Annotated in this window: 16 protein-coding genes; 8 read left to right on the top strand and 8 right to left on the bottom strand. The window is 74.1% G+C overall.

Translation table 11 applies throughout. From position 1 onward, the window contains the following. The first annotated feature begins 23 nt into the window (after positions 1-23). Both AWW66_RS15045 and AWW66_RS15040 read left to right on the top strand, forming a co-directional pair. Positions 24-3,170, top strand: a complete 3,147-nt coding sequence (locus AWW66_RS15045) for an efflux RND transporter permease subunit (RefSeq protein WP_067365957.1) — start codon at positions 24-26, stop codon at positions 3,168-3,170. A gap of 131 nt (positions 3,171-3,301) precedes the next feature. Continuing rightward, complete coding sequence (locus tag AWW66_RS15040) at positions 3,302-4,594, top strand: low temperature requirement protein A (protein ID WP_067365954.1); 1,293 nt, start codon at positions 3,302-3,304, stop codon at positions 4,592-4,594. Positions 4,595-4,732: 138 nt separating this feature from the next. On the opposite strand, the gene AWW66_RS15035 is transcribed toward AWW66_RS15040, so the two are convergent. The 5 genes from AWW66_RS15035 to def form a co-directional block, all read right to left on the bottom strand. After that, complete coding sequence (locus tag AWW66_RS15035) at positions 4,733-5,428, bottom strand: class I SAM-dependent methyltransferase (RefSeq protein WP_067365950.1); 696 nt, start codon at positions 5,426-5,428, stop codon at positions 4,733-4,735. Beyond that, positions 5,425-6,222, bottom strand: coding sequence for an ABC transporter ATP-binding protein (locus AWW66_RS15030; protein ID WP_067365947.1), 798 nt, complete (start codon positions 6,220-6,222; stop codon positions 5,425-5,427). Before AWW66_RS15030 ends, AWW66_RS15035 begins: the two co-directional genes overlap by 4 nt. Further along, positions 6,219-7,208 carry an ABC transporter substrate-binding protein gene (locus AWW66_RS15025; protein WP_067365944.1) on the bottom strand — a complete coding sequence of 330 codons (990 nt, stop codon included), beginning with the start codon at positions 7,206-7,208 and terminating at the stop codon, positions 6,219-6,221. Before AWW66_RS15025 ends, AWW66_RS15030 begins: the two co-directional genes overlap by 4 nt. 30 nt (positions 7,209-7,238) lie before the next feature. After that, a complete protein-coding gene (locus tag AWW66_RS15020) occupies positions 7,239-8,327 on the bottom strand; it encodes a FecCD family ABC transporter permease (protein ID WP_083978508.1) in 1,089 nt (362 codons plus the stop codon). 311 nt (positions 8,328-8,638) lie between these two features. Continuing rightward, complete coding sequence (gene def, locus AWW66_RS15015) at positions 8,639-9,187, bottom strand: peptide deformylase (protein WP_067365940.1); 549 nt, start codon at positions 9,185-9,187, stop codon at positions 8,639-8,641. A 446-nt stretch (positions 9,188-9,633) separates the two neighbouring features. Between def and AWW66_RS15010 the strand changes: the two genes are divergently transcribed. Continuing rightward, complete coding sequence (locus tag AWW66_RS15010; protein ID WP_067365938.1) at positions 9,634-10,992, top strand: glycoside hydrolase family 10 protein; 1,359 nt, start codon at positions 9,634-9,636, stop codon at positions 10,990-10,992. 154 nt (positions 10,993-11,146) lie between these two features. On the opposite strand, the gene AWW66_RS15005 is transcribed toward AWW66_RS15010, so the two are convergent. After that, the gene (locus AWW66_RS15005) at positions 11,147-11,968 is read right to left on the bottom strand and encodes a maleylpyruvate isomerase family mycothiol-dependent enzyme (protein ID WP_083978507.1); all 822 of its coding nucleotides are present in this window, start codon (positions 11,966-11,968) and stop codon (positions 11,147-11,149) included. A gap of 388 nt (positions 11,969-12,356) precedes the next feature. On the opposite strand from AWW66_RS15005, the gene AWW66_RS15000 reads away from it, so the two are divergent. Continuing rightward, positions 12,357-13,634, top strand: coding sequence for a S8 family peptidase (locus AWW66_RS15000; protein WP_067365931.1), 1,278 nt, complete (start codon positions 12,357-12,359; stop codon positions 13,632-13,634). Positions 13,635-13,667: 33 nt separating this feature from the next. On the opposite strand, the gene AWW66_RS14995 is transcribed toward AWW66_RS15000, so the two are convergent. After that, positions 13,668-14,267, bottom strand: coding sequence for a DUF998 domain-containing protein (locus AWW66_RS14995; protein WP_067365928.1), 600 nt, complete (start codon positions 14,265-14,267; stop codon positions 13,668-13,670). Between the two features lie 212 nt (positions 14,268-14,479). Here AWW66_RS14995 and rfbD point away from each other — a divergent pair, with 212 nt between their 5' ends. From rfbD to AWW66_RS14975, 4 genes are all read left to right on the top strand, one after another. Then, on the top strand, positions 14,480-15,412 hold the full coding sequence (gene rfbD / locus AWW66_RS14990) for a dTDP-4-dehydrorhamnose reductase (protein ID WP_083978506.1): 933 nt from the start codon (positions 14,480-14,482) through the stop codon (positions 15,410-15,412). A 342-nt stretch (positions 15,413-15,754) separates the two neighbouring features. Beyond that, positions 15,755-16,993 (top strand): S8 family peptidase, encoded by a 1,239-nt coding sequence (locus AWW66_RS14985; RefSeq protein ID WP_067365925.1) that lies wholly within the window; start codon positions 15,755-15,757, stop codon positions 16,991-16,993. A gap of 86 nt (positions 16,994-17,079) precedes the next feature. After that, positions 17,080-18,363 carry a VWA domain-containing protein gene (locus tag AWW66_RS14980; RefSeq protein ID WP_067365922.1) on the top strand — a complete coding sequence of 428 codons (1,284 nt, stop codon included), beginning with the start codon at positions 17,080-17,082 and terminating at the stop codon, positions 18,361-18,363. Then, on the top strand, positions 18,363-19,139 hold the full coding sequence (locus tag AWW66_RS14975; RefSeq protein WP_067365919.1) for a peptidase: 777 nt from the start codon (positions 18,363-18,365) through the stop codon (positions 19,137-19,139). The genes AWW66_RS14980 and AWW66_RS14975 overlap by 1 nt, the downstream gene beginning before the upstream one ends. Before the next feature lie 71 nt (positions 19,140-19,210). Here AWW66_RS14975 and AWW66_RS14970 read toward each other — a convergent pair whose 3' ends face one another. Continuing rightward, positions 19,211-20,404, bottom strand: coding sequence for an endo-1,4-beta-xylanase (locus AWW66_RS14970; RefSeq protein WP_067365916.1), 1,194 nt, complete (start codon positions 20,402-20,404; stop codon positions 19,211-19,213). Between the last annotated feature and the right edge of the window lie 268 nt (positions 20,405-20,672).

Genomic DNA, 20,672 nt, shown 5'->3' with positions numbered 1-20,672 from the left:
CCCGTTGCACAGAGAAGAGTCCCATGTCCTGGCTGTCCACGATCAGCCTTGCGCACCGGAAACTGGCGGCGCTGATCTTCCTCCTCGTCCTGGCGTTCGGCGCCGCGGTGATCCCCTCGATCAAACAGCAGGTCCTGCCGGACCTGAACCTGCCGGTGATCGGGATCGTCGCCGCCGATCCCGGCTCCTCACCGGCCGTCGTCGAACAGCAGATCGTCGAGCCGCTGGAGGCCGCGGTGGCCGGCGTCGCCGGGATCGAGAGCACCACCTCGACCTCCCGGCAGGGGGCGGCCACGGTGGCGCTGTTCTTCACCTACGGCACGGACCTGACCGACGCCCAGGCGCAGGTCGTCACCGCCGTCTCGAAGGCCGCCGCGACGCTGCCCACCGGGGTGAGCCCGCAGGTCTTCGTCGCCAGCACCTCCGACCTGCCGACCCTCACCCTCTCCGTGGCCTCGTCCACGACGGACCAGCAGGAGCTGGCCGACCGGTTGCGGTCCCGGGTGGCGCCCGAACTGGAGCGCATCGACGGGGTGAACGAGGTGACGGTCAGCGGCGAACGGGGCCGGGTCGTCCGGGTCACGCCCGACCCGGCGAAACTGGCCGCCGCCGGGCTGACCGTCGACGCGCTGTCGGCGGCGCTCGCCCCGCTCGGCCGGACCCGGCCGGCGGGCACGGTCAGCGACGACCGTTCGGTGATCAGCGTGCAGGTCGGCGGCCCCCTCACCGGGCCCCGGGACCTGGAACGGCTCACCGTCGCCCCCGCCGCCCCGGGCGGGGACGACGGCGGGCGCGCCGCCCGACCGGTACGCCTGGCCGACGTCGCCACGGTCACCGTGACCGAGGCGCCGGCCACCTCCCTGACCCGGACCGACGGCCGGCCCAGCCTCGGTGTCGCCCTCACCATGGGTACCGGCGGCAGCTCCGCCCACATCTCCGAGCAGGTCCACGAGCGGCTCCCCGACCTGCGGGACGCGCTCGGCGAGGGTGCCGCGCTGACCGTGGTCTCCGACTTCGGGCCGTCGGTCCGCGACAGCGTGCAGGGGCTGCTGGTCAAGGGCGCGCTCGGCATGGTGATGGCCGTCCTGGTGATCGTGCTCTTCCTCCGCTCGCTGCGCTCGACCGTCGTGGCGGCGGTCTCCATCCCGCTCTCCCTGGTGATCGCCCTGATCGTGCTGTGGCAGCAGGGCCTGTCGCTGAACCTGCTCACCCTGGGCGCGCTGACCATCGCGGTGGGCCGGGTGGTGGACGACTCGATCGTGGTGCTGGAGAACATCAAACGGCACCTCGGGTACGGCACCGCCCGCGCCGAGGCGGTCCGGACCGGGGTACGGGAGGTGGCCGGGGCGGTCACCTCGTCGACCCTCACCACGGTCGCCGTCTTCGTGCCGATCATGGCGGTGAGTGGCCTGGTCGGCGAACTCTTCACCCCGTTCTCGCTCACCGTCGCGGTGGCGATGCTGGCGTCCCTGGTGGTCTCGTTGACCGTCATCCCGGTGCTGGCGTACTGGTTCCTGAAGCCGCCGCCGGTCGGCGCGGACCCGGAGCGGTTCCGCCGTGAGGCCGAGGAGGCGGAACGCAACGGGTGGCTGCAACGCCGGTACGTGGCCGTCCTGCACCGGTCGTTGGCCCACCGGCGCCGGGTGCTCGTGTTCGGGGTGGTGACGCTGCTGGCCAGCGTCGGCCTGGCCGGACTGCTCACGACCACCTTCATCGGCGACGAGGGCGCTGACACGCTGACCGTCACCCAACGCCTCGCCCCGGGCACCGGCCTGGGGGTCACCGACGCGGCGGCCCAGCGGGTGGAGCAGGTGCTGAGCGGGCTCGCGGAGGTCGAGTCCTACCAGGTGACGATCGGGTCGGCCGGCGGGTTCGGCGCGGCCTTCAGCGGGGTCGGCGCGGACACCGCCAGCTTCCAGGTCGCGCTCGCCCCGGACGCTGACCCGGCGGCCACCCGGGACCTGCTCACCGAGCGGCTGGCGGCCCTGACCGGAGTGGGTGACCTCACCGTCAGCTCCGGGGAGGCCGCCCAGAGCCTCGTCCAGATCGCGCTGACCGGCGACGACCCCGCCGCCCTGCGGACCGCCACCAGCACCGTGGTCGACGCGCTCACCGGCCTGCCGGCGCTGCGGAAGGTCACCAGCGACCTGGCCGAGGCCGCCCCGCAGATCACGGTCACCGCCGACCCGGCGCGCGCCGGCCGGTACGGGCTCACCGACGCGGTGCTCGCCGAGGTGGTCGGCCGGGCGGTCGAGGGCCGTACGGTGAACACCCTGACCATCGGCGACGCCCGGTACGACCTGGTGCTCGACCCGGGCCCCGACGTGCCGACCAGCGTCGACGAGGTACGCGCGCTCGCCCTCACCACCCCGGCCGGTCGGGTCCGGCTCGACCAGGTGGCCACCGTCGCCCTGGTCGACGCCCCCACCACCCGGACCCTGGTCGACGGGGAGCCGACCGTCACCGTCACCGCCGAACCGGCCGGTACGGACACCGGCGCGGCCGGCGCGGCGGTCCGGAAGGCGCTGGACGGTGTCGACCTGCCGGCCGGGGTGACCTGGTCGCTGGGCGGGGTGAACGCCGACCAGGAGGAGGCGTTCCGGCAACTGGGCCTGGCGATGGCCGCCGCCGTGGCGCTGGTCTTCCTCATCGTGCTGGCCACCTTCCGCAGCGTTCGGCAGACCCTGGTGCTGCTCGTCTCGGTGCCGTTCGCGGCCACCGGCGCGATCCTGTTGCTGCTGCTCACCGGCACCCCGCTGGGCCTGGCCGGGTTGATCGGCCTGCTGATGCTGATCGGCATCGTGGTGACCAACGCGATCGTCCTGATCGACCTGGTCAACCAGTACCGGGAGCAGGGGATGCCGCTGACGGAGGCCCTCGTCGAGGGCGGCCGGCGGCGACTGCGCCCGATCGTGATGACCGCCCTGGCGACGATCCTCGCCCTCGCGCCGATGGCGCTCGGCATCGGGGCCCACGGCGGGTTCATCTCCCAGCCGCTGGCGATCGTGGTGATCGGCGGCCTGGTCAGCTCGACCCTGCTGACCCTGGTCCTGGTACCCACGCTCTACGCGATGGTCGAGTCGCGGCGCGGCGGCCGGCGTCGCCGGGTCGACCCGCCGGTGCCGGACGGTCCGTCCCGGACCGACGAGGTGGCCGCCGCCGTGCGCTGACCGCCACCGGCGGACCGGTCCCCGGTCGACCCGCCGCCCCCGGGCGGTCGACCGGGGACCTCCCGCGTGACGACGGCGGCCGGGCCGGTCGTTCCGCCTCGGCGTCGTCGCGGGGCTGCCAGAATCGGCGGGTGAGTTCTGTGCGCCACCCGGGCCGGTTCCTGCCCACCGCGCCCGGCTCGCGGGTCACGCGCCTGGAACTCTTCTACGACCTCGTGTTCGTGTTCGCGTTCCTCAACGTCACCACGATCCTGGCGGAGCACCTGAGCGCGACCGCGCTGCTGGCCGGACTGGTGCTGTTGGCGCTGCTGTGGTGGTGCTGGGTCAGCTTCGCCGGCCTGGGCAACTACCTGCGGGCCGACCGGGGCGTGGTCCCGCTGATCGGCGCGCTGACGGTGGCGGCGCTGCTGGTGCTCACCCTGTCGCTGCCCGAGGCCCTCGCGGACCGGCCCGGCGGGGCTCCCGGGCCGCTGGTCTTCGCCGCCTGCTACCTGGTGATCCGAGGGCTCCAGGTCTTCGTGCTGGTGGCCCGGGGCCGGGAGGTGGGCCAAACCCGGCGACGGTTGGTCGTGCCGGTGCTGGTCAGCATGGTGCTGGTGCTGGCCGCCGGGGTGCTGCCGTTCCTGGTGGCGGCATCGTGGCTCGCCTGGCTGCAACTCGGGCTCTGGGCCGCCGCGGTCGGCGTGGAGTTCGCCGCCGGGGCCAACGCGCAGGGCGCGGGCCTGGCGGTCGTCTCCGCCGGGCACTGGGCGGAGCGGTACGCGCTCATCCTGCTCATCGCGCTCGGCGAGGCGATCATCGCGCTGGGCATGGGGGCGAGGCTCACCAGCGACCTGCCCCTGACCTGGCCGGTGATCGCGGCCGGCGTCCTCGGGGTCGCCGTCATCGCGGCGATGTGGTGGATGTACTTCGACACCCTCGCCTCGGCCCTGGAGCAGACGATGCACCGTACCCGTGACCCGGGGGAGCGGGCCGTGCTCGCCCGGGACGCCTACATCAGCCTGCACTTCGTGCTGATCGTGGGGGTCATCCTGTTCGCGCTCGGGCTCAAGCGGTACCTGACCACCATCGCCGGGCCAACGGGCGACGGGTGGCTGATCCGTCCGGCCGGGCTCGACGACGGGGCCCTGTTCGGCGGGGTGATCGTCTACGTGGCCGGGCTGCTCGCCCTGGGCCGGCGGACCACCCGACGGTTCCGGCTGGCCCCGGCCGCCACCCTCGTCGTGCTGGGCTTCGTGCTGCCGGCGGTCAGCCGGCTGCCCGCCCTCCTCGGGCTGGCGGCGCTGGCGCTGGTCTGTGTCGCCATGGTGCTGGCCGGGCTCCGCCGGGCCGATCCGCTGCGGGGGCGGGTGCGCCAGACGGCGCTGGACGAGCAGGTGGCCGCCGAGTCGGAGCAGTCCGAGTGGCGTCGCCGGCACCTGTGACGGTCGGCAGACGGCGGGCCGCCGGCGGTGGAGTCGCCCGCGTGACACTGCCCCGGCGACGCCCCGACCCGGCGACGCCCCGACCCGGCGTCGGGCCGGCGCGGTGCCGCGCCGGCCCGGGACGCCGGCCGGAGGCGCTCAGCTCCGGCCGGCGATCAGGTACTGCATCTGGTGCTCGTGGTTCGGTGCGACCCCGAAGCGCCGGTCCAGCTCGTAGATGGTGGTCAGCGGCGTGACGGTGACCTCCGACAGGCCCGCCTTCTCCAGCACCGCCACGGTCTGGTCGATGGAGGTCGCGGCGGCCAGCGGCAGCACGTCCCGCACCCGGGCGTCGTAGAAGTCGGTGAAGTTCTCCGAGGCGTTGTCCAGCCCGCCGGGGAACCAGGTGCTGTCGACCACCGCGACGACGCCGCCGGGCCGTACCAGGCGGGCCCAGTTCGCCACGGCGACCTCCGGCTCGCGCAGGGTCCACATCAGGTACCGGCTGGTCACCGCGTCGAAGCTGCCGGCCGGGAAGTCCGGCGCGACGGCGTCGCCGAGCTGGATCACCGGCGGGTTCGCCAGCGTGGCGGCGTGCTGGCGGGCCCGGTCCAGCATGCCCTCGGCCAGGTCGATGCCGGTGACCCGGTGCCCGAGCCCGGCCAGCACCATGGCGACCTGCCCGGTCCCGGTGCCGACGTCGAGCACGTCCGCCGGTGCCGGCGGCAGCGCCTCGGCCCAGATCCGCGACCACGCCTCCTGGTCGGCGGCGAGCCGGTCGGGTCGCTGCTGGTACTCGTCGTAGTCCGGTGCGCGGCCGGTCCAGTAGGCGTTGATGCGCTCCTGCGCCGTCATGCGGCACTCCGTTCGTCGATGCGTCGGTCGATGCTCTGGTCGATGGGGTGGAACAGCAGGTGGATGGCGCCGTCGAGTTCCAGGCGTCGGATGCCGATGCCGTACACCGGTTCGAGGACCGCCGGGTCCAGCACCTCGTCGGTGGTGCCGGCGGCGGCGACCCCGTGGCGACCCAGCAGCACCAGGTCGTCGCAGTAGCGGGCGGCGAGGTTGAGGTCGTGCAGCACGACGACCGAGCAGGTGCCCAGGTCGCGTACCAGGTGCAGGACCTCGTGCTGGTACCGGATGTCGAGGTGGTTGGTCGGCTCGTCGAGCAGCAGGTGGGTGGCCTGCTGGGCGAGGGCGCGGGCGATCAGCACCCGCTGCCGTTCGCCGCCGGAGAGGCTGGCGAAGGCCCGCGCGCCCAGGTGGGCGGCGCCGACCCGGGTCAGGCAGCGGGCCGCGATCTCGTGGTCGGCCGGCCCGGTGCGCTGGAACGTCGACAGGTGCGGCCCCCGGCCGAGCAGCACCAGCTCGGCCACGGTCAGCGCGGTCTCCCCGCCGGTCTCCTGCACGACCACGGCCAGCCGGCGCGCGGCCTCCCGCGCGGGCAGACTGGACAGGGCGTCGCCGTCGACCAGCACCCGGCCGTGCGGGCTGCGCAACGCGCCGTAGAGCAGCCGCAGCAGGGTGGTCTTGCCGGTGCCGTTCGGGCCGATCAGCCCGAGGACCCGACCCGGCCGGGCGGTCACGCTGACCCCGTCGATGACCGGGTTCGCGCCGTAGTGCCAGGAGACCCCGGTCGCCTCGATCACGGCTTCGCCCCGAAACGGTCCACGATCCGCTCCAGGCCGTCGACGGACAACGGGCTCGGTGGCTCGGTGAAGTTGAACAGCTGGGTCATCACGGTGCCGTCGCGGACGGCCTTGAGGTTCGCCGCCCCGGGCAGGCTGGTCAGCCCCTGCTCGACGGCGCTCGGGTCGCCGTCGCCGTACAGCAGGATCAGCACGTCGGGGTTGCGGCCGAGCAGCTCCTCCACGGTGACCTCGAAGACCCGCTCCGGGCTGTCACCGAAGACGTTGCGCAGTCCGGCCGCCTCCAACTGCGGGTGGGCCATGCTGGCCGTGCCGTAGGCGTACGTGACGCCGCCCCCGACCGTCGGGTAGAGCACCGCCGCGGTCCGGCCGGACGCCGTCTGCGCCCGAGCCCGGATCGCCGTCACCCGCTGCGTCAGCGCGGTGACCGCGCTCGCCGCCTCGGCCTCCCGGCCGAACACCCGGCCGTACGCCCGCATCTGGGCGTAGATGTCGTCGAAGGTGGGCACGGCCGTGCTGTTCGGGCACATGGCCGGCTCCTCCAGCAGCGGGATGTCCACCGCCGACAGCGTGTCCCGGGACAGGTTGTCGACCTCGCCGAGCACCAGGTCGGGCTGTTGGCTGATGACCACCTCCTTGGAGATCTGGAGGTGGCCGCTGGTGTCGGTCCTGTCGGTCAGCAGCGGGATCCGGTCCAGCGCGGCGAGGGTCGCGGCGTCGTAGTACTCCTTCGGGTACTGTCCGGCGCGGGCGGTGACCCGGTCCAGGACGCCGAGCGAGTGCAGGTACGGCACGGCCGCGCTCTTGAGCAGGACGACCCGCTGCGGTGCGGCGTCGAACGTGACGTCCACGCCGCAGTTGGTGACGGTGACCGGGTAGCCCTCGCCGCCCGCCGAGGTCCCCGCGCCGCTGCCGCCGCCGCACGCGGCGAGGAGCAGCACGGTGGCGCAGAGCGTCGCGGTCACGGCGAGCCGGGTGACCTTCATGGATGGGTTCTCCCTCGACGGGTGGGGCGCTCAGGCGCCGGTGGCGTGCAGACGACGGATCAGGACCAGCAGGAAGGGGGCGCCGAGCAGGGCGGTGATGATCCCGATCGGGATCTCCTGCGGGGCCAGCAGGACCCGGGCGACCACGTCGGCCCAGACCAGCAGGATCGCCCCGAGCAGCGCGGCCACCGGGACCACCCGGACGTGCGGTGCCCCGACGAGACGCCGGGCCAGGTGCGGGACGACGAGCCCGACGAACCCGATGCTGCCGGCCGCCGAGACCAGCACGCCGACGCTGAGCGAGACCAGGACGAGCAGGCGCATCCGGAACCGGTCGGGGGACACCCCGAGGGTCTGCGCGGTCTCGTCGCCGATGGCCAGGACGTCGAGCCGCCGCCCGGCGACGGTCAGGTAGATGATCGTGCCGCCCAGCACGAGCGCGGCCACCAGCAGCAGGGCGTCCCACCGGGCCAGGCCCAGGGAGCCGAGCAGCCAGAACATCACCGACCGGGAGCCCTCGGCGGACCCGGAGGCGAAGATCAGGAAGCTGGTGGTGGCGTACAGCGCGTACCCGACGGCGACCCCGGCGAGCAGCAGCCGGATCGAGGTCACCCGGCCGCCGCTGCGGGCGATCAGGAAGACCAGCAGCGCCGCCGCGAGCGCGCCGAGGAAGGCGCTGGTGGACAGGGCGTACTGCCCGAAGCCGGCCCCGGCCCCGAACAGGATCGCCGCGGCGGCGCCGCTGGAGGCCCCGGAGTTGATCCCCAGCAGGTACGGGTCGGCCAGCACGTTGCGGACCATGGCCTGCAACGCCACCCCGCACACCGCCAGGCCGGCGCCGACGAGCATGCCGAGCAGGACCCGGGGCAGCCGGACCTGCCAGACGATGGCCTCCTGCGGCGGGGTCCAGGTCACCTCGCCCGGCAGCCCGACGAGGTGGTACCCGATGATCCGGGCCACGGTGGCCGGGGCGATCCCGATCGCCCCGGTACCGACCGCGACCAGCCCGGTCAGGACCAGCCCGACCGTCAGCGCGAGCAGCCAGAGCCCGGTTAGGCGGCGCTGCGCCGCGACGCCGAGCAGGTCGTCCCGGCCCGTCGATAGGGCGGTGGCGGTCACCCTAACCCCCTGTGCAATCTCCTCGCTCCTGCAAAGACTTTGCAGAAGCTAACAGCAAGATCACGTCGGCGGAAGGCCGGTGAGCTGCAGTTCACCGGCCCGACGCCTGCCATCCGCGTGCCCGTGCCGGACCGGCCGCTTTCCGGCCCCGCCGGCCGGCGGCCCGCAGCGTGAGCAGGGCCGATGACGGCGGGGGTCGGCGCGGCGACGGCGTGCGCGAAGGCGGTGGCGGCGTGCGCCGGGGTGGCGGAGCCCGGGGCGGTGGCGGCGTGCGCCGGGGCGACGGTGGCGGGGACCGCGGTGGTGACCACTCACTCCTCCCCGGGCACGCCGACGCCGACCCCGGGGTGCTCGGCGCTGGCCGCCAGGATCCGCTTGCGCTGGGCGGCGGGGAGCCGGTCGACGTAGGCGAGCCCGTCGAGGTGGTCGACCTCGTGCTGGAAGCAGCGGGCCAGGGTGCCGGTGCCCGACAGCCGGATCGGAGCGCCGGCCGGGTCGAGGCCGGTGACGGTGGCGGTGGCGGCCCGCGCCACCTCGGCCCGCTGGCCGGGCACGGACAGGCAGCCCTCCGAGTCGACCTCCAGGTCCCGGCGCTCGGGCAGGTGGAGCACGGGGTTGACCACGGCGGCGACGGTGTGGGCGCCGGTGGCGTCGGGGCAGTCCACGACGAAGATCCGGGCGTCCACCCCGATCTGGTTGGCGGCCAGGCCGACCCCGTGCGCGGCGTACATGCTGGCGAACATGTCGGCCACGAGTTGGGCGAGGGCGTCGTCGAACACGGTCACGTCGGCGCAGCGTCGGTGCAGCACGGGGGTGCCGTAACGGGTGATGGGACGTGGGGTGCCGGTGGGTGTCTGCACAGTGACCCAGTCTATGCAACTGCCAAGAATTGGCAGTAGTGGCGGGCGGGGTGGCACGGGCCGGGTGGTGCCGCCTGGCGCGCCTCGCGCCGGTGGTCGACGGGCGGACGCGGGCGTGCGGGTGCCGGCCGGGGGCGTCCCGAGAATTTCCGGAAGTCAGCGTGAAAGTTCGGTGGGGGGCGCGTGTGACTGGTGGTGCCGCGTCGGCGATGAGCAGCATCAACGCACCTCAGCGCGGTTCGGCGGGCGCGGCTTCCCGCCCCGACGGGCCGAAAGTTTCCGGAAGTCATTGACCTCGATGAAACACCGCTGAAATACTCCGAATCATCGAGGTCGATGTGATCGTCTTTGACGGACATCACACGATTGCTTCCGTGAGAACCCGTATATCCGGATGTGCTGCCCGCCCTCGGGTGGCCCGCCGGACCTGCTCGAAGGGGCGTCAGATGAGGAAGGACTCAGCCGGCACCGGTTCCCGGCCGAGAGGGCTCCGCGCCGCGCTCGCCGTCTCGGCCGTCGGGCTGCTGGCCGTGGTGGGTGCCGTGGTGCTGCCCGGCAACGCCAGCGCCGCGAGCACCCTCGGTGCCTCCGCCGCCGAGCGTGGCGGCCGGTATTTCGGCACCGCCGTCGCGGCGAACAAGCTGAACGACTCGGCGTACGCGACCATCCTGAACCGCGAGTTCAACCAGGTCACGGCCGAGAACGAGATGAAGATCGACGCGCTGCAGCCGCAGCAGGGCCAGTTCACGTACGGCACCGCGGACCGGATCGTCCAGCACGCCCGCAGCCGGGGCATGCAGGTCCGGGGCCACACCCTGGCCTGGCACTCGCAGCAGCCCGGCTGGATGCAGAACATGTCCGGCAGCACGCTGCGCACCGCGATGCTCAACCACGTCACCCAGGTCGCCACCCACTTCCGGGGCCAGATCGCCTGGTGGGACGTGGTGAACGAGGCGTTCGCCGACGGCTCCAGCGGGGCCCGCCGGGACTCCAACCTCCAGCGCACGGGCAACGACTGGATCGAGGCCGCCTTCCGGGCCGCCCGGCAGGCGGACCCGAACGCGCAGCTCTGCTACAACGACTACAACATCGACAACTGGACCGACGCCAAGACCCAGGCGGTCTACCGGATGGTCCAGGACTTCAAGAACCGGGGCGTGCCGATCGACTGCGTCGGCCTGCAGTCCCACTTCACCGGTGGCTCGAACTACCCGAGCAACTACCGCACCACGCTGTCCAGCTTCGCCGCCCTCGGCGTCGACGTGCACATCACCGAGCTGGACATCCGCAACGCCCCGACCGACGCGTACCGCAACGTCGTCAACGACTGCCTCGCCGTCGCCCGCTGCAAGGGCATCACCGTCTGGGGCATCCGCGACTCCGACTCGTGGCGCTCCAACGAGAGCCCGCTGCTCTTCGACGGCGGCGGCAACAAGAAGCCCGCGTACGACGCCGTGCTCACCGCGTTGAACAACGGCACCCCCGGCACCGGCAACCCGACCACCCCGCCGACCACCCCGCCGGGCGGGACCGGGTGCACCGCGACGATGACGCCCGGTCAGGTGTGGGGCGACCGGTACAACACCTCGGTGACGGTCAGCGGCGCCAGCACCTGGTCGGTGGTCGTGGCGATCACCTCGCCGCAGAAGATCTCCAGCACCTGGAGCGGCAACCCCACCTGGGACAGCAGCGGCAACGTGATGACGATGCGCTCCAACGGCAGCGGCAACACGTTCGGCTTCACCACGATGATGAACGGCAACTCCAGCGCCCGCCCGCAGATCAGGTCCTGCACCGCCGGGTGACCCGCGACCACCGGTCGACCCACGCCCTCGGCGCCCACCGGCGCACGGCGGCCGGGTCGAGGTGATCGGCACCGACCAGCTCGGCACCCCGCACCGGTTGTCCCGGTCCACGCCCCCACGGGCCGGACCGGGACGACCGGTGCGCGCGTGCCCGTCACATGACGAGGCGCAGCGTGCCCAGGGGCGCGACGACGGAGGCCGGCGCCCGCAGCGCCTCGGCCAGCTCCGGACCACGTCCGGTGAGACTGTCCAGCACCTCGGTGGTCGACCCGGACCCGTGCGGGTCGCCGGTGGCGCCGGCCGCGACGAAGACGTCGTCGTCGACGACACCGATCTCGTACCGGGTGGTGGTGTCGTCACCCAGGTCCACCGTGACCGCCGGCGGATGACCCGTGACCGTGGCGACACCTGCGGCGATCAGCAGGCCGTACATCGTGACCAGCGGGAAGTCCTCGGCCCGGGACTCCGGCTCGCGCCCGAGCGCCAGCGCCACGTCCCGCTCGTGGATCCAGTTGTCCCACAACACGTGCAGGGACAGCGTCGACCAGTGCAGCTGACGGGTGCTCGGCCCGGTGACCAGGGGGCCGTCCGGCTCGGCGGCGCGGGCCGAGAAGTGCCGCTGCTCCTCCGCCACGATCTGCGTCCACGCCTGGACGGTCGACTCCGGCGTCTGCTCGGGCGAGTCCCGCAGCCACAGCGCGGGAGTGATCGCCGGCCGGAACGGGCCGTGCCGGGCGAACCGCTCCAGCTCCGGATCCCCGCTGAGGTGACAGACGTGGAACTCGGTCACGTTGAGCATGTGCCGCAGCAGGTCGTGCACGGACCAGTCCGGGCAGCGGGTCGGGGCGGCCCAGTCCTGCGGGCCGAGCGTCGCCAGCAGGCGCAGCAGGTTCGACCGCTGCCGCCGGACCTCCTCGCCGATCAGCTCCGGGCCGACCGTCAGTCCGCGTCGCTCGGTCAACACAAGATCAGGCACAACGGCATCCTTCGGTCAGGGTCGATGGTGCGACGGCAGCCGGACACCGACGTGCGTCGACACCCGTCCGGCGGCGCGCCTGGTCGGTCCGTCCGCATAGGATAGCCGCCGGTCGCGCCGGGTCCGAGGTCCGCGCACGGCCCGTCCGTGCGGTCCGCACGTCCGTCCCGTCGCCGGCCGCGAAGCGCCGACCGGCGTTCTGATACCGCCCGGCCGCATCTTTGTCGCGCTGCGGCAAATGGCGCCCGCCGATGCCGTGGACGATTCTCCCGGGCCCGGCGCGTCGGTAGATTCTGGCGACACCGAGGCCCTCCGACCGGCCTCGACGCGCGGGCCGGGCGCGTGGCCGCCACGCGCGGGTGTGGCCAGGACGGAAAGAGGGCTGGAGATGGACGTACCTCGACGGTTTTTCCTCCCCGCACCCCGCCGAGGTGGCCGCCGGGCGGTCGTGGCGTTGCTCGCCACGGGTGCCCTGCTCGCCGCCGGCGCCCCCGCGCCGGCGGCCTCCGCGCACCGGGCGGAGGCGCCCGCCGCGGTGATTCCGGGCGGCGAAGACGCCGCGGTGCGGCCCGGCAGCTACGTCGTCGTGCTCCGCGACGAGGCGGTCGGCGGCCGGGTCGGTACCCGGCAGGCCGCCGTCTCCACCCTCGCCGGTGACCTGGCCGGCCGCTTCGGGACCACGCCCGACCGGGTCTGGGGCGACGTGCTCAACGGGTTCTCGGTGCGCACCTCGGAGGCGGTCGCCCGCCGACTGGCCGACCACCCGGCGGTGGCCCACGTCGAACGCGACCAGGCGCTGGAGCTGACCAGCACCCAGCAGAACGCGCCGTGGAACCTGGACCGGCTCGACGCCCCGACCGGGCTCAGCACCACCTACACCTACGTCAGCGAGGGCTACCCCGTCCGGGCGTACGTGGTGGACACCGGCATCCACGTCAGCCACGTCGAATTCGGCGGTCAGGCGTACCACGGCTACGACGCCCTCGACGGCAGCCTGCCGGCGGAGGACTGCACCGGCCACGGCACGCACGCCGCCGCCACCATCGGCGGGACGACGTACGGGGTGGCCAAGGACGTCGTCCTGGTCGCGGTCAAGGTGGCCGGCGACTGCGCCGTGCCCAGCACCCCGAGCACGGTGTCGGTCCTGATCGACGCCCTCAACTGGATCGCCGCCGACCACCAGCCGTGGGATCCGCCCGCCGTGGCGAACCTCGGCCTGATGGTCGGCCTGTCCAGCGCGGTGAACACGGCGGTGGCGAACCTCGTCGCCGACGGGGTCACGGTGACGGTGCCGGCGGGCAACTCGAACGCCAACGCCTGCAACAGCTCGCCGGCCTCGGTGCCGACCGCGCTCACCGTCGGGGCGACCCAGATGAACGACAGCCGGGCCAGCTTCTCCAACTGGGGGCCGTGCCTGGACATCTTCGCCCCCGGCGTGAACGTCGTGTCGGCCACGTACCTGTCGACCACCGCCACCACGCCGTTGAGCGGCACCTCCCAGGCCTCCGCCCACGTGGCCGGCATGGCCGCCCGGGTGCTCAGCAACAACCCGGCGTGGACCCCGGCCCAGGTGGCCGGCTACCTGACCGGGGTCGCCAACCCGGTCGTGACCAACCCGGGCAGCGGCTCACCCAACCGGCTGCTGTACCTGTCGCCCCTGCTCTGAACGGCGGCCCGCCCCGCGCCGCCCGACCCGCGCTCAGGGCAGCAGGTGCCAGCAGAGCAGGGCGAGCCAGGTCCAGCCGGTGACGATCATCAGCCGTTGGAGCAGGCCGGTCCAGGGGGCGTCGCGTTCCCAGGCGCTGCCGAAAGCCAGCAGCATCCCGGTGAGGGCGACCGCCGTCAGCGCGGAGTAGACGGCCCACCCGACGCCGTGGACGTTCGGCACCGCGACGGCGGCGGCGGCCGGCAACGCGACGAAGACCACGGCACCGGCCGCGTCGTGCAGCCGGTGCGCCCGGCTGGTGGTCTCCGGGGTGCCCGGGGGTGTGCCCGGCGGGTACCCCCGCATCGGGTCCATCCGCCACACGCCGGAGGCGACCAGGGCGAGACCGAAGACCGCGACCAGGACGGGGAGCCAGAGGCTGCCGGTGGCGGCGCGCAGGCCGGCAGCCGAAACGGTGACGAGCAGGCCGTTGACCACGAAGCTGGTGGTCTGCACCCAGCCCCGCCGGCCGAGCGCCAGGGCGCTCACCGGGTGGTGGCGGGCGTCGTAGCCGGGGCGGGTGGCGCCATCGACGAGGAAGACGAGGACGAAGAGGGCACTGCCCGCGATGCCGGCACCGAGGGTCCAGGTCATCCCGCCAGCGTAGCCAGCGGTGGAAACCCCGACCGGCGCTCAGGCTGGCCGGGTCGGCTCTCCGCGACGTGGTCGACAGCGGGCCGGCCCGACCGTCGCGAGTGACCTAGCCTGGGCCAGGTGAGACTCCTGGTCACCGGCGGGGCCGGATTCACGGGTGCACACCTCCTGCGGAGCCTGCTCGGCGACGGGCCCGCCGCCGGTGCCCGACCGTGACCCGCTGGCTGGTCACCGGCGCGGCGGGGATGCTGGGGCGGGACCTCGTGGTGGCGCTGGGCCGGCTCGACGGGGCCTCGGTGACCGCCGCCGACCGCGCCGCGCTGGACGTCACCGACCGGCGGGCGGTGACCGAGGCGGTGGGCGGCCACGACGTGGTGGTCAACGCCGCGGCGTGGACCGACGTCGACGGGGCCGAACGGGCGGAGGACGCGGCGACCGCGGTCAACGGCACGGCGGTGGCCCACCTCGCCCGCGCCTGTGCCGGCTCCGGCGCGGTCCTCGTGCAGGTCTCCACCGACTACGTCTTCGCCGGGACGACCGCCGGCCGGTACCCGGAGGACGGCCACCCCGGGCCGGTGAACGCCTACGGGCGCAGCAAACTGGTGGGGGAGGAGGCGGTCCGCCGGCTGCTGCCGCAGCGTGGGTACGTCGTCCGGACCGCCTGGCTGTACGGGGAACACGGCCCCAACTTCGTCGCGACGATGCTCGACCGGGCCGCCCGGGTGCCCCACGTCGACGTGGTCGAGGACCTGTTCGGCCAGCCGACCTGGACCGTGGCGCTCGCCGCGCAACTCGTGGCGCTGGGGCGGGCGGCCCGTGCCGGGCAGGTTCCCCCGGGCACGTACCACGGCACCAGTGCCGGCGAGACCTCCTGGTACGGCCTGGCGCGGGCGCTGTTCGCGCACGCCGGACTCGACCCGGCCCGGGTCCGTCCGGTGTCCCGCACGCGGTTCCCCCGGCCGGCGGTCCGTCCGGTGCGGACCGTGCTCGGCCACGCCGGCTGGACGACGACCGGCCTACCGCCGCAGGGGCACTGGCGGGCCCAGGTGCGGGCGGCGCTGGCCACCCCGGGCTTCGCCGCGCTGGCCCGGGCCGCGCGCCAGGCGGAACCGGGCCTCGCCGTCACCCGCACCGTCGACGACTGACCAGCGCCCGCCGTCACCACCGGCGGTGCGTCAGAGCCGACACCTCCGCGGTGAGGGGCCGCGCCGGTGGGTCACCTCCAGCCCCCGCAGATGCGTCCGTCGCGTGCGGGGGTGAGCGACGGAGGGTGACGGGTGGGTTGCCCGACGCCTGTCGTGCATCGAGATATGTCAGTAGACTCGGGTCCGGTCGGCTCGACCGCGCACCGGCGTCCGCACCTGCCCGGCAACGGGTTCGCCGACGCGGCCGACGTGCCCGACTTCCACCCTCCTGATCAGCACCGTCCCCCACCGGCCCCGGCGGCGATCCCGCCCGGAGCCGGTCCCATCCGGTGAGGAGAAGAGATGACCAGTTCACGCGTACGGGACCGGGTGCGGGCGCTCGCCCTGGTGGTCGCCCTGGCCGCCGCGCTGCTGCCGGGCGAGCCGGCGACCGCCGGACCGGCCGCCGAGGGCACCGTCCGCCACGCCGGGGCCGCCGGCGCCGTCGCGGGCAGCTACCTCGTGGTGCTCCGGGACGACCCGGTGCGCGCGGCGGCCGGCGCGGACACCGTCGCCGGGGTCACCCGGGTCGCCGACCGGCTGCGGGCCCGCTACGGCGGCGCGGTCGACCGGGTGTACGGCAGCGCGCTGACCGGGTTCGAGGTCCGGCTGTCGGAGCGGGCCGCCCGCCGCCTCGCCGCCGACCCCGCCGTGTCGTTCGTGGAGCAGAACCGCACCGTCGGAGTGTTCGCCCCCGGCACGCAGGTCAACCCGCCGTCGTGGGGGCTGGACCGGATCGACCAGCGGTACCTGCCGCTGGACAACCGGTACTCCTACCCGAACACCGCGCCCGCCGTCCACGTGTACGTCGTCGACACCGGGGTCCGGGCCACCCACACGGACTTCACCGGTCGGGTCACCGGCGGCATCGACCTGGTCGACGGCAGTCTGCCCGCCGACGACTGCAACGGCCACGGCACCCACCTGGCCGGCACCATCGGCGGCGTCCGCCACGGGGTGGCCAAGGAGGTGCTGATCCACCCGGTCCGGGTGCTCGGCTGCACCGGCAGCGGTACGGTCGCCACGATCGTCGCCGGGCTCGACTGGATCGCGGCGAACGCGGTCCGGCCGGCGGTGGTGGAACTGGCCATCGGCGGGCCGGCGAACTCGGCGCTGGACGCGGCGGTGACCAACACGATCATGCGCGGCATCACCGTGGTCACCACCGGCGGCAGCTCGAACGGCAACGCGTGCAGCTACTCACCGGGCCGGGTGCCGGCCGCGTTGACCGTGGTGGGCACCTCGGTCACCGACGCCCGGCTGCCCAGCGGCAACTACGGTAGCTGCATCGACCTGTACGCCCCGGGGGCGAACATCACCTCCACCTGGCACACCACGGACACCGCGACGAACACCATCAGCGGTGGGTCCAGCGCCTCGGCCCACGTGGCGGGCTGCGCCGCGCTCGCCCTGTCCGACAACCCGGGCTGGACCCCGGGCCAGGTGCACAGTTACCTGGTCACCCGCGCGACCGCCGGCATCGTCTCCGCCGTGCCCGCCGGCACCGGCACCCCGAACCGCCTGCTCTACTGCGGCCCGTGATCCCGGTCGGCGCGGGCCCGGGTGGGCCCGCGCCGACCCCTTGCCCCCGGTGATCGTCCGGAGTGGACACCACTAGACTCCGCCCGATGATCATCAAGAGACGATCGGCGGTCGTCCTCGTCGGCCTGCTGGCGGCGACCGTGACGACCGGCCCGGCGCCGGCCCTCGCGGCCGCGGAGCCGGTGGCCGAACCGCCGAAGGTCGAGCTGGTACTGGACGTCAGCGGCTCGATGGCCGCCCGGGACATCGACGGACGCAGCCGGATCTCGGTCGCCCAGCAGGCGTTCAACGAGGTCGTCGACGCGCTGCCGGAGGGGACCGAACTCGGCATCCGGGTGCTCGGCGCGACCTACAAGGGCAAGGACAAGGAGCAGGGCTGCCGGGACACCCAGCAGATCGTGCCGGTCGGCCCGGTCGACCGGGTGCAGGCCAAGGCGGCGGTGGCGGACCTGCGGCCGACCGGCTTCACCCCGGTCGGGCTGGCCCTGCGGGAGGCCGCCGAGGACCTCGGCACCGGCACGACCGCCCGGCGGATCGTGCTGATCACCGACGGCGAGGACACCTGCGCCCCACCGGACCCCTGCGAGGTGGCCCGGGAACTGGCCGCCCAGGGCACCAAACTGGTCGTCGACACGCTCGGCCTGGCCCCGGACGAGAAGGTCCGCCGGCAGTTGCTCTGCATCGCCGGCGCCACCGGCGGCACGTACACCGCCGCGCAGAGCGCCGACGAGCTGACCGGCCGGATCAAACAACTGGTCGACCGGGCGAAGGACACCCACACCGCCGCCCCGACCGTGATCGCCGGCCGCTCGGCCTGCGACGACGCGCCGCTGCTCGCCCCCGGGGTGTACACCGACCGGGAGACGTTCTCCGAGCACCGCTGGTACCGGGTGCCGGTGCGCCCCGGACAGGAGCTGCGCGCCTCGGTCAGCATCGCGCTGGACCGCCCGGTGAACCGGGACTACGGGGTGCTGCTGCGGGCCACCGCCACCGACGGCCGGGAACTGGTCCGGGGCGTGGACGCCGGCAGCGGCCGGACCGACGTGGTCTCCGCCGGCCTGCGCTGGTCAGCGAGCGAGGAACCGGGGGACGGCGCCACCCCCACGCCGGAGGCCACCACCGCCGTCCCGGCCACCACGGTCTGCCTGGTGGTGAGCAACGCCCTCGCGCCCCGGTCGGGCACCCAGACCACGCCCGGCATGCCGGTGGAGCTGACCGTGGACGTGGTCGCCTCCTCGCCCGCCCCGGCCGCCCCCGACCTCGGCCGGGGCTGGGTGCTGCTGCTCCTGCTGACCGTGGCCGGCCTGCTCACCGGTCTGGTCGCCGGCCTGCTCACCCGCTGGTGGGTGGCCACCTGGAGGGAGAACTGATGCGGACCCCGACCATCCATGGCGGGGCGGCGCTGGCCGCCGCCGGCCTGGCCCTGCTGATCGCGCCGGCCCCGGCGCAGGCCGACCCCACCCCCTCGCCCGGCGCGACCCCGGTCACCCGGGCCGGCACGTCCTTCCTCACCGCCACCGGCATCGCGGCCGGGCAGCCGGTCCGGGTCGACGCCGCCACCGGCGACTATCTCTACTGGTCGTTCCCGGGCTCGGCGGGCGAGCGGCACGAGATCACCGCCACCGTGTCGTTCCCGCAGGCGCGCAGCGGCGGATCGACCTGGACGCTGGAGGTCTTCGACGGGCTGCGGCGCCGGCAGTCCTGCACGGCCGGCGCGCAGACGCCCACCGTGGACCGGTCCGCCGGCAGCGTGGCGCTGGGCTGCACGCTGCGCCAGGTCCGCTCCTGGGCCGAGCCCTGGTCGGCGGACCCGCTGCCCGGGACGTACTACGTCCGGCTCTCCGTGGTCGACCTGCCCGAGGCCGACCTCGGCCTGCCGATCGACGTCGAGTTGCTGGTCGGCGCGGACGGCGCGGGCTCCCGCGACGACGGCGAGTTGAAGGCGCCCCTGGTGCCCAACACGAAGGCCGGCGCGGTGCTGGACGCCGAACCGACCGCGCAGCCGGCCGGGGAGGACGACGGCGGCTGGTTCGACTGGCTGCCCGACCTCGGCTCGCGCTGGATCTGGAGCACGGTGGGCGGGGTGCTCGCCGCCGTGGCCGGCGTCGTCGGCTTCGCCCTGACCCGCCGGCCCCGCCGGCGGTGACCGGCGCCGGTGGCCGCCGCCCGGCAGGGCGGCGGCCACCGGCCGACCGGGACGGGCGCCGCTAGACGCCGCTAGCGGCGCGGCTTGGGTGCCACCCGGGGCAGCACGTACGGCGGGCCGGCGTAGATCAGGTCGGCCTTCATCACCTGGTACGCCCGCTTGGGCTGGTAGTCCTCGTCGTAGATGGTGGCCAGGCCCTCCGGCGGGTCGTCGAACCAGCCGGGCACCCAGGAGTGCCGGTCGGTGAAGCCCCACACGGTGAACGACAGGCAGCGCGGCTCGGCCAGGCACGCCTGCAGCAGCACGTGGAAGTTCGCCGCCGACGCCTGGAGTCGGGGGTTGATCTCCTCCGGGTCCCCCGCCTGCACCCCGTCGGTCATCCGGCTGCGCACGTCGACCTCGGTGAACGCGGTGGCCAGTCCCAGCCGGGCGAACCGGCGCAGGGCGTCGGCGACCTGGAGCGTGTCGACGTTGCCGTACTGGGTGCCCAGGTGGCCCTGGCTGCCGACGCCGTCGATCGGCACCCCCTGCGCCAGCAGGCCCTTGGCCATGTCGTACACGAACTGCGTCTTGTCGTCGGCCGGGTCGCCGGAGCCGAACGCCTCGATGTTGTAGTCGTTGTAGAACAGCAGCGCCGTCGGGTCGGCGGCGCGGGCCCAGCGGAACGCGTCCGCGATGTAGCCGGGCCCGAGGTGCCGGGCCCAGAAGCCCTTGTAGTGCAACGTCGACGGGGTGTCCCAGGGGTCGCTGACCGCCTCGTTGACCACGTCCCACTGCCAGATTTTGCCCCGGTATCGCTTGACCACGGTGGTGACGTGCCGGCGGAGGATCTCGCGTAGCTCGGCGGTGCCGATCGAGCCGTCCTCGACGCCCGTGGTCAGCCACCCGGGCAGTTGGTTGTGCCAGACCAGCACGTGGCCCCGGATCCGTTGGCCGTTGCGCTGGGCGGCGGCGACGAACTGGTCGGCCGGCCCCCAGTCGTAGCTGCCCCGGTTGGGCTCCAGCGCCTCCCACTTCATCACGTTCTCGGCGGTGGCGCTGGAGAACTCGGTGCGCAGGATCTCCCGGTACCGGGGGTCGGCCGGGTCGTTCAGGGCGGCCATGTCGACGGCGGTGCCGATGTACAGGCCGTGCCGCAGACCGAGGGTCCGCAGGGTCTGCGCGGCGGGATCGTACGGGCGGTCCGCTGCGGCCGGTACGGCGTTCAACACGCCGACGGTCGCGACGGCGACCACGCCGGTGGCTATCCACCGTCTGAGCATCATCGCGTTCCTTTCGCGGGCACGGGGGCGACGGGCGGGAGGAGCGGTGTGCCCTCCCGGTCGCCGGCCGTCGGGCGCGGCGGCCCGCCGCGCGGACACGCGCCGGACCGGAGCCGTGCGATCGGTGGCCGTCGATTACCGGGAGTTGTCTGGAACGTTACGAGCGCGCTCGCGCCCCGGTCAACCACCGATACTTCCGCCGGCCCTGCTCGTGGCGGTGACAGCCGGGCGGTACGGGCCCGGAAGTTCCGGTCCGTACCGCCCGTACCGT

It is taken from the genome of Micromonospora rosaria (genome assembly GCF_001567585.1).
GTDB classification, from domain to species: Bacteria; Actinomycetota; Actinomycetes; order Mycobacteriales; family Micromonosporaceae; genus Micromonospora; species Micromonospora rosaria.
This window is presented reverse-complemented; position numbering and strand designations above follow the sequence as displayed.

Bases quoted from the DNA above. Each gene is read 5' to 3' on its own strand.
- AWW66_RS14995 (WP_067365928.1), bottom strand. From the start codon at position 14,267: ATGACCTGGACCCTCGGTGCCGGCATCGCGGGCAGTGCCCTCTTCGTC.
- AWW66_RS15000 (WP_067365931.1), top strand. From the start codon at position 12,357: ATGGACGTACCTCGACGGTTTTTCCTCCCCGCACCCCGCCGAGGTGGC.
- AWW66_RS14975 (WP_067365919.1), top strand. From the start codon at position 18,363: ATGCGGACCCCGACCATCCATGGCGGGGCGGCGCTGGCCGCCGCCGGC.
- AWW66_RS15025 (WP_067365944.1), bottom strand. From the start codon at position 7,208: ATGAAGGTCACCCGGCTCGCCGTGACCGCGACGCTCTGCGCCACCGTG.
- AWW66_RS15035 (WP_067365950.1), bottom strand. From the start codon at position 5,428: ATGACGGCGCAGGAGCGCATCAACGCCTACTGGACCGGCCGCGCACCG.
- AWW66_RS15045 (WP_067365957.1), top strand. From the start codon at position 24: ATGTCCTGGCTGTCCACGATCAGCCTTGCGCACCGGAAACTGGCGGCG.
- AWW66_RS14980 (WP_067365922.1), top strand. From the start codon at position 17,080: ATGATCATCAAGAGACGATCGGCGGTCGTCCTCGTCGGCCTGCTGGCG.
- AWW66_RS14985 (WP_067365925.1), top strand. From the start codon at position 15,755: ATGACCAGTTCACGCGTACGGGACCGGGTGCGGGCGCTCGCCCTGGTG.
- AWW66_RS15010 (WP_067365938.1), top strand. From the start codon at position 9,634: ATGAGGAAGGACTCAGCCGGCACCGGTTCCCGGCCGAGAGGGCTCCGC.
- AWW66_RS14970 (WP_067365916.1), bottom strand. From the start codon at position 20,404: ATGATGCTCAGACGGTGGATAGCCACCGGCGTGGTCGCCGTCGCGACC.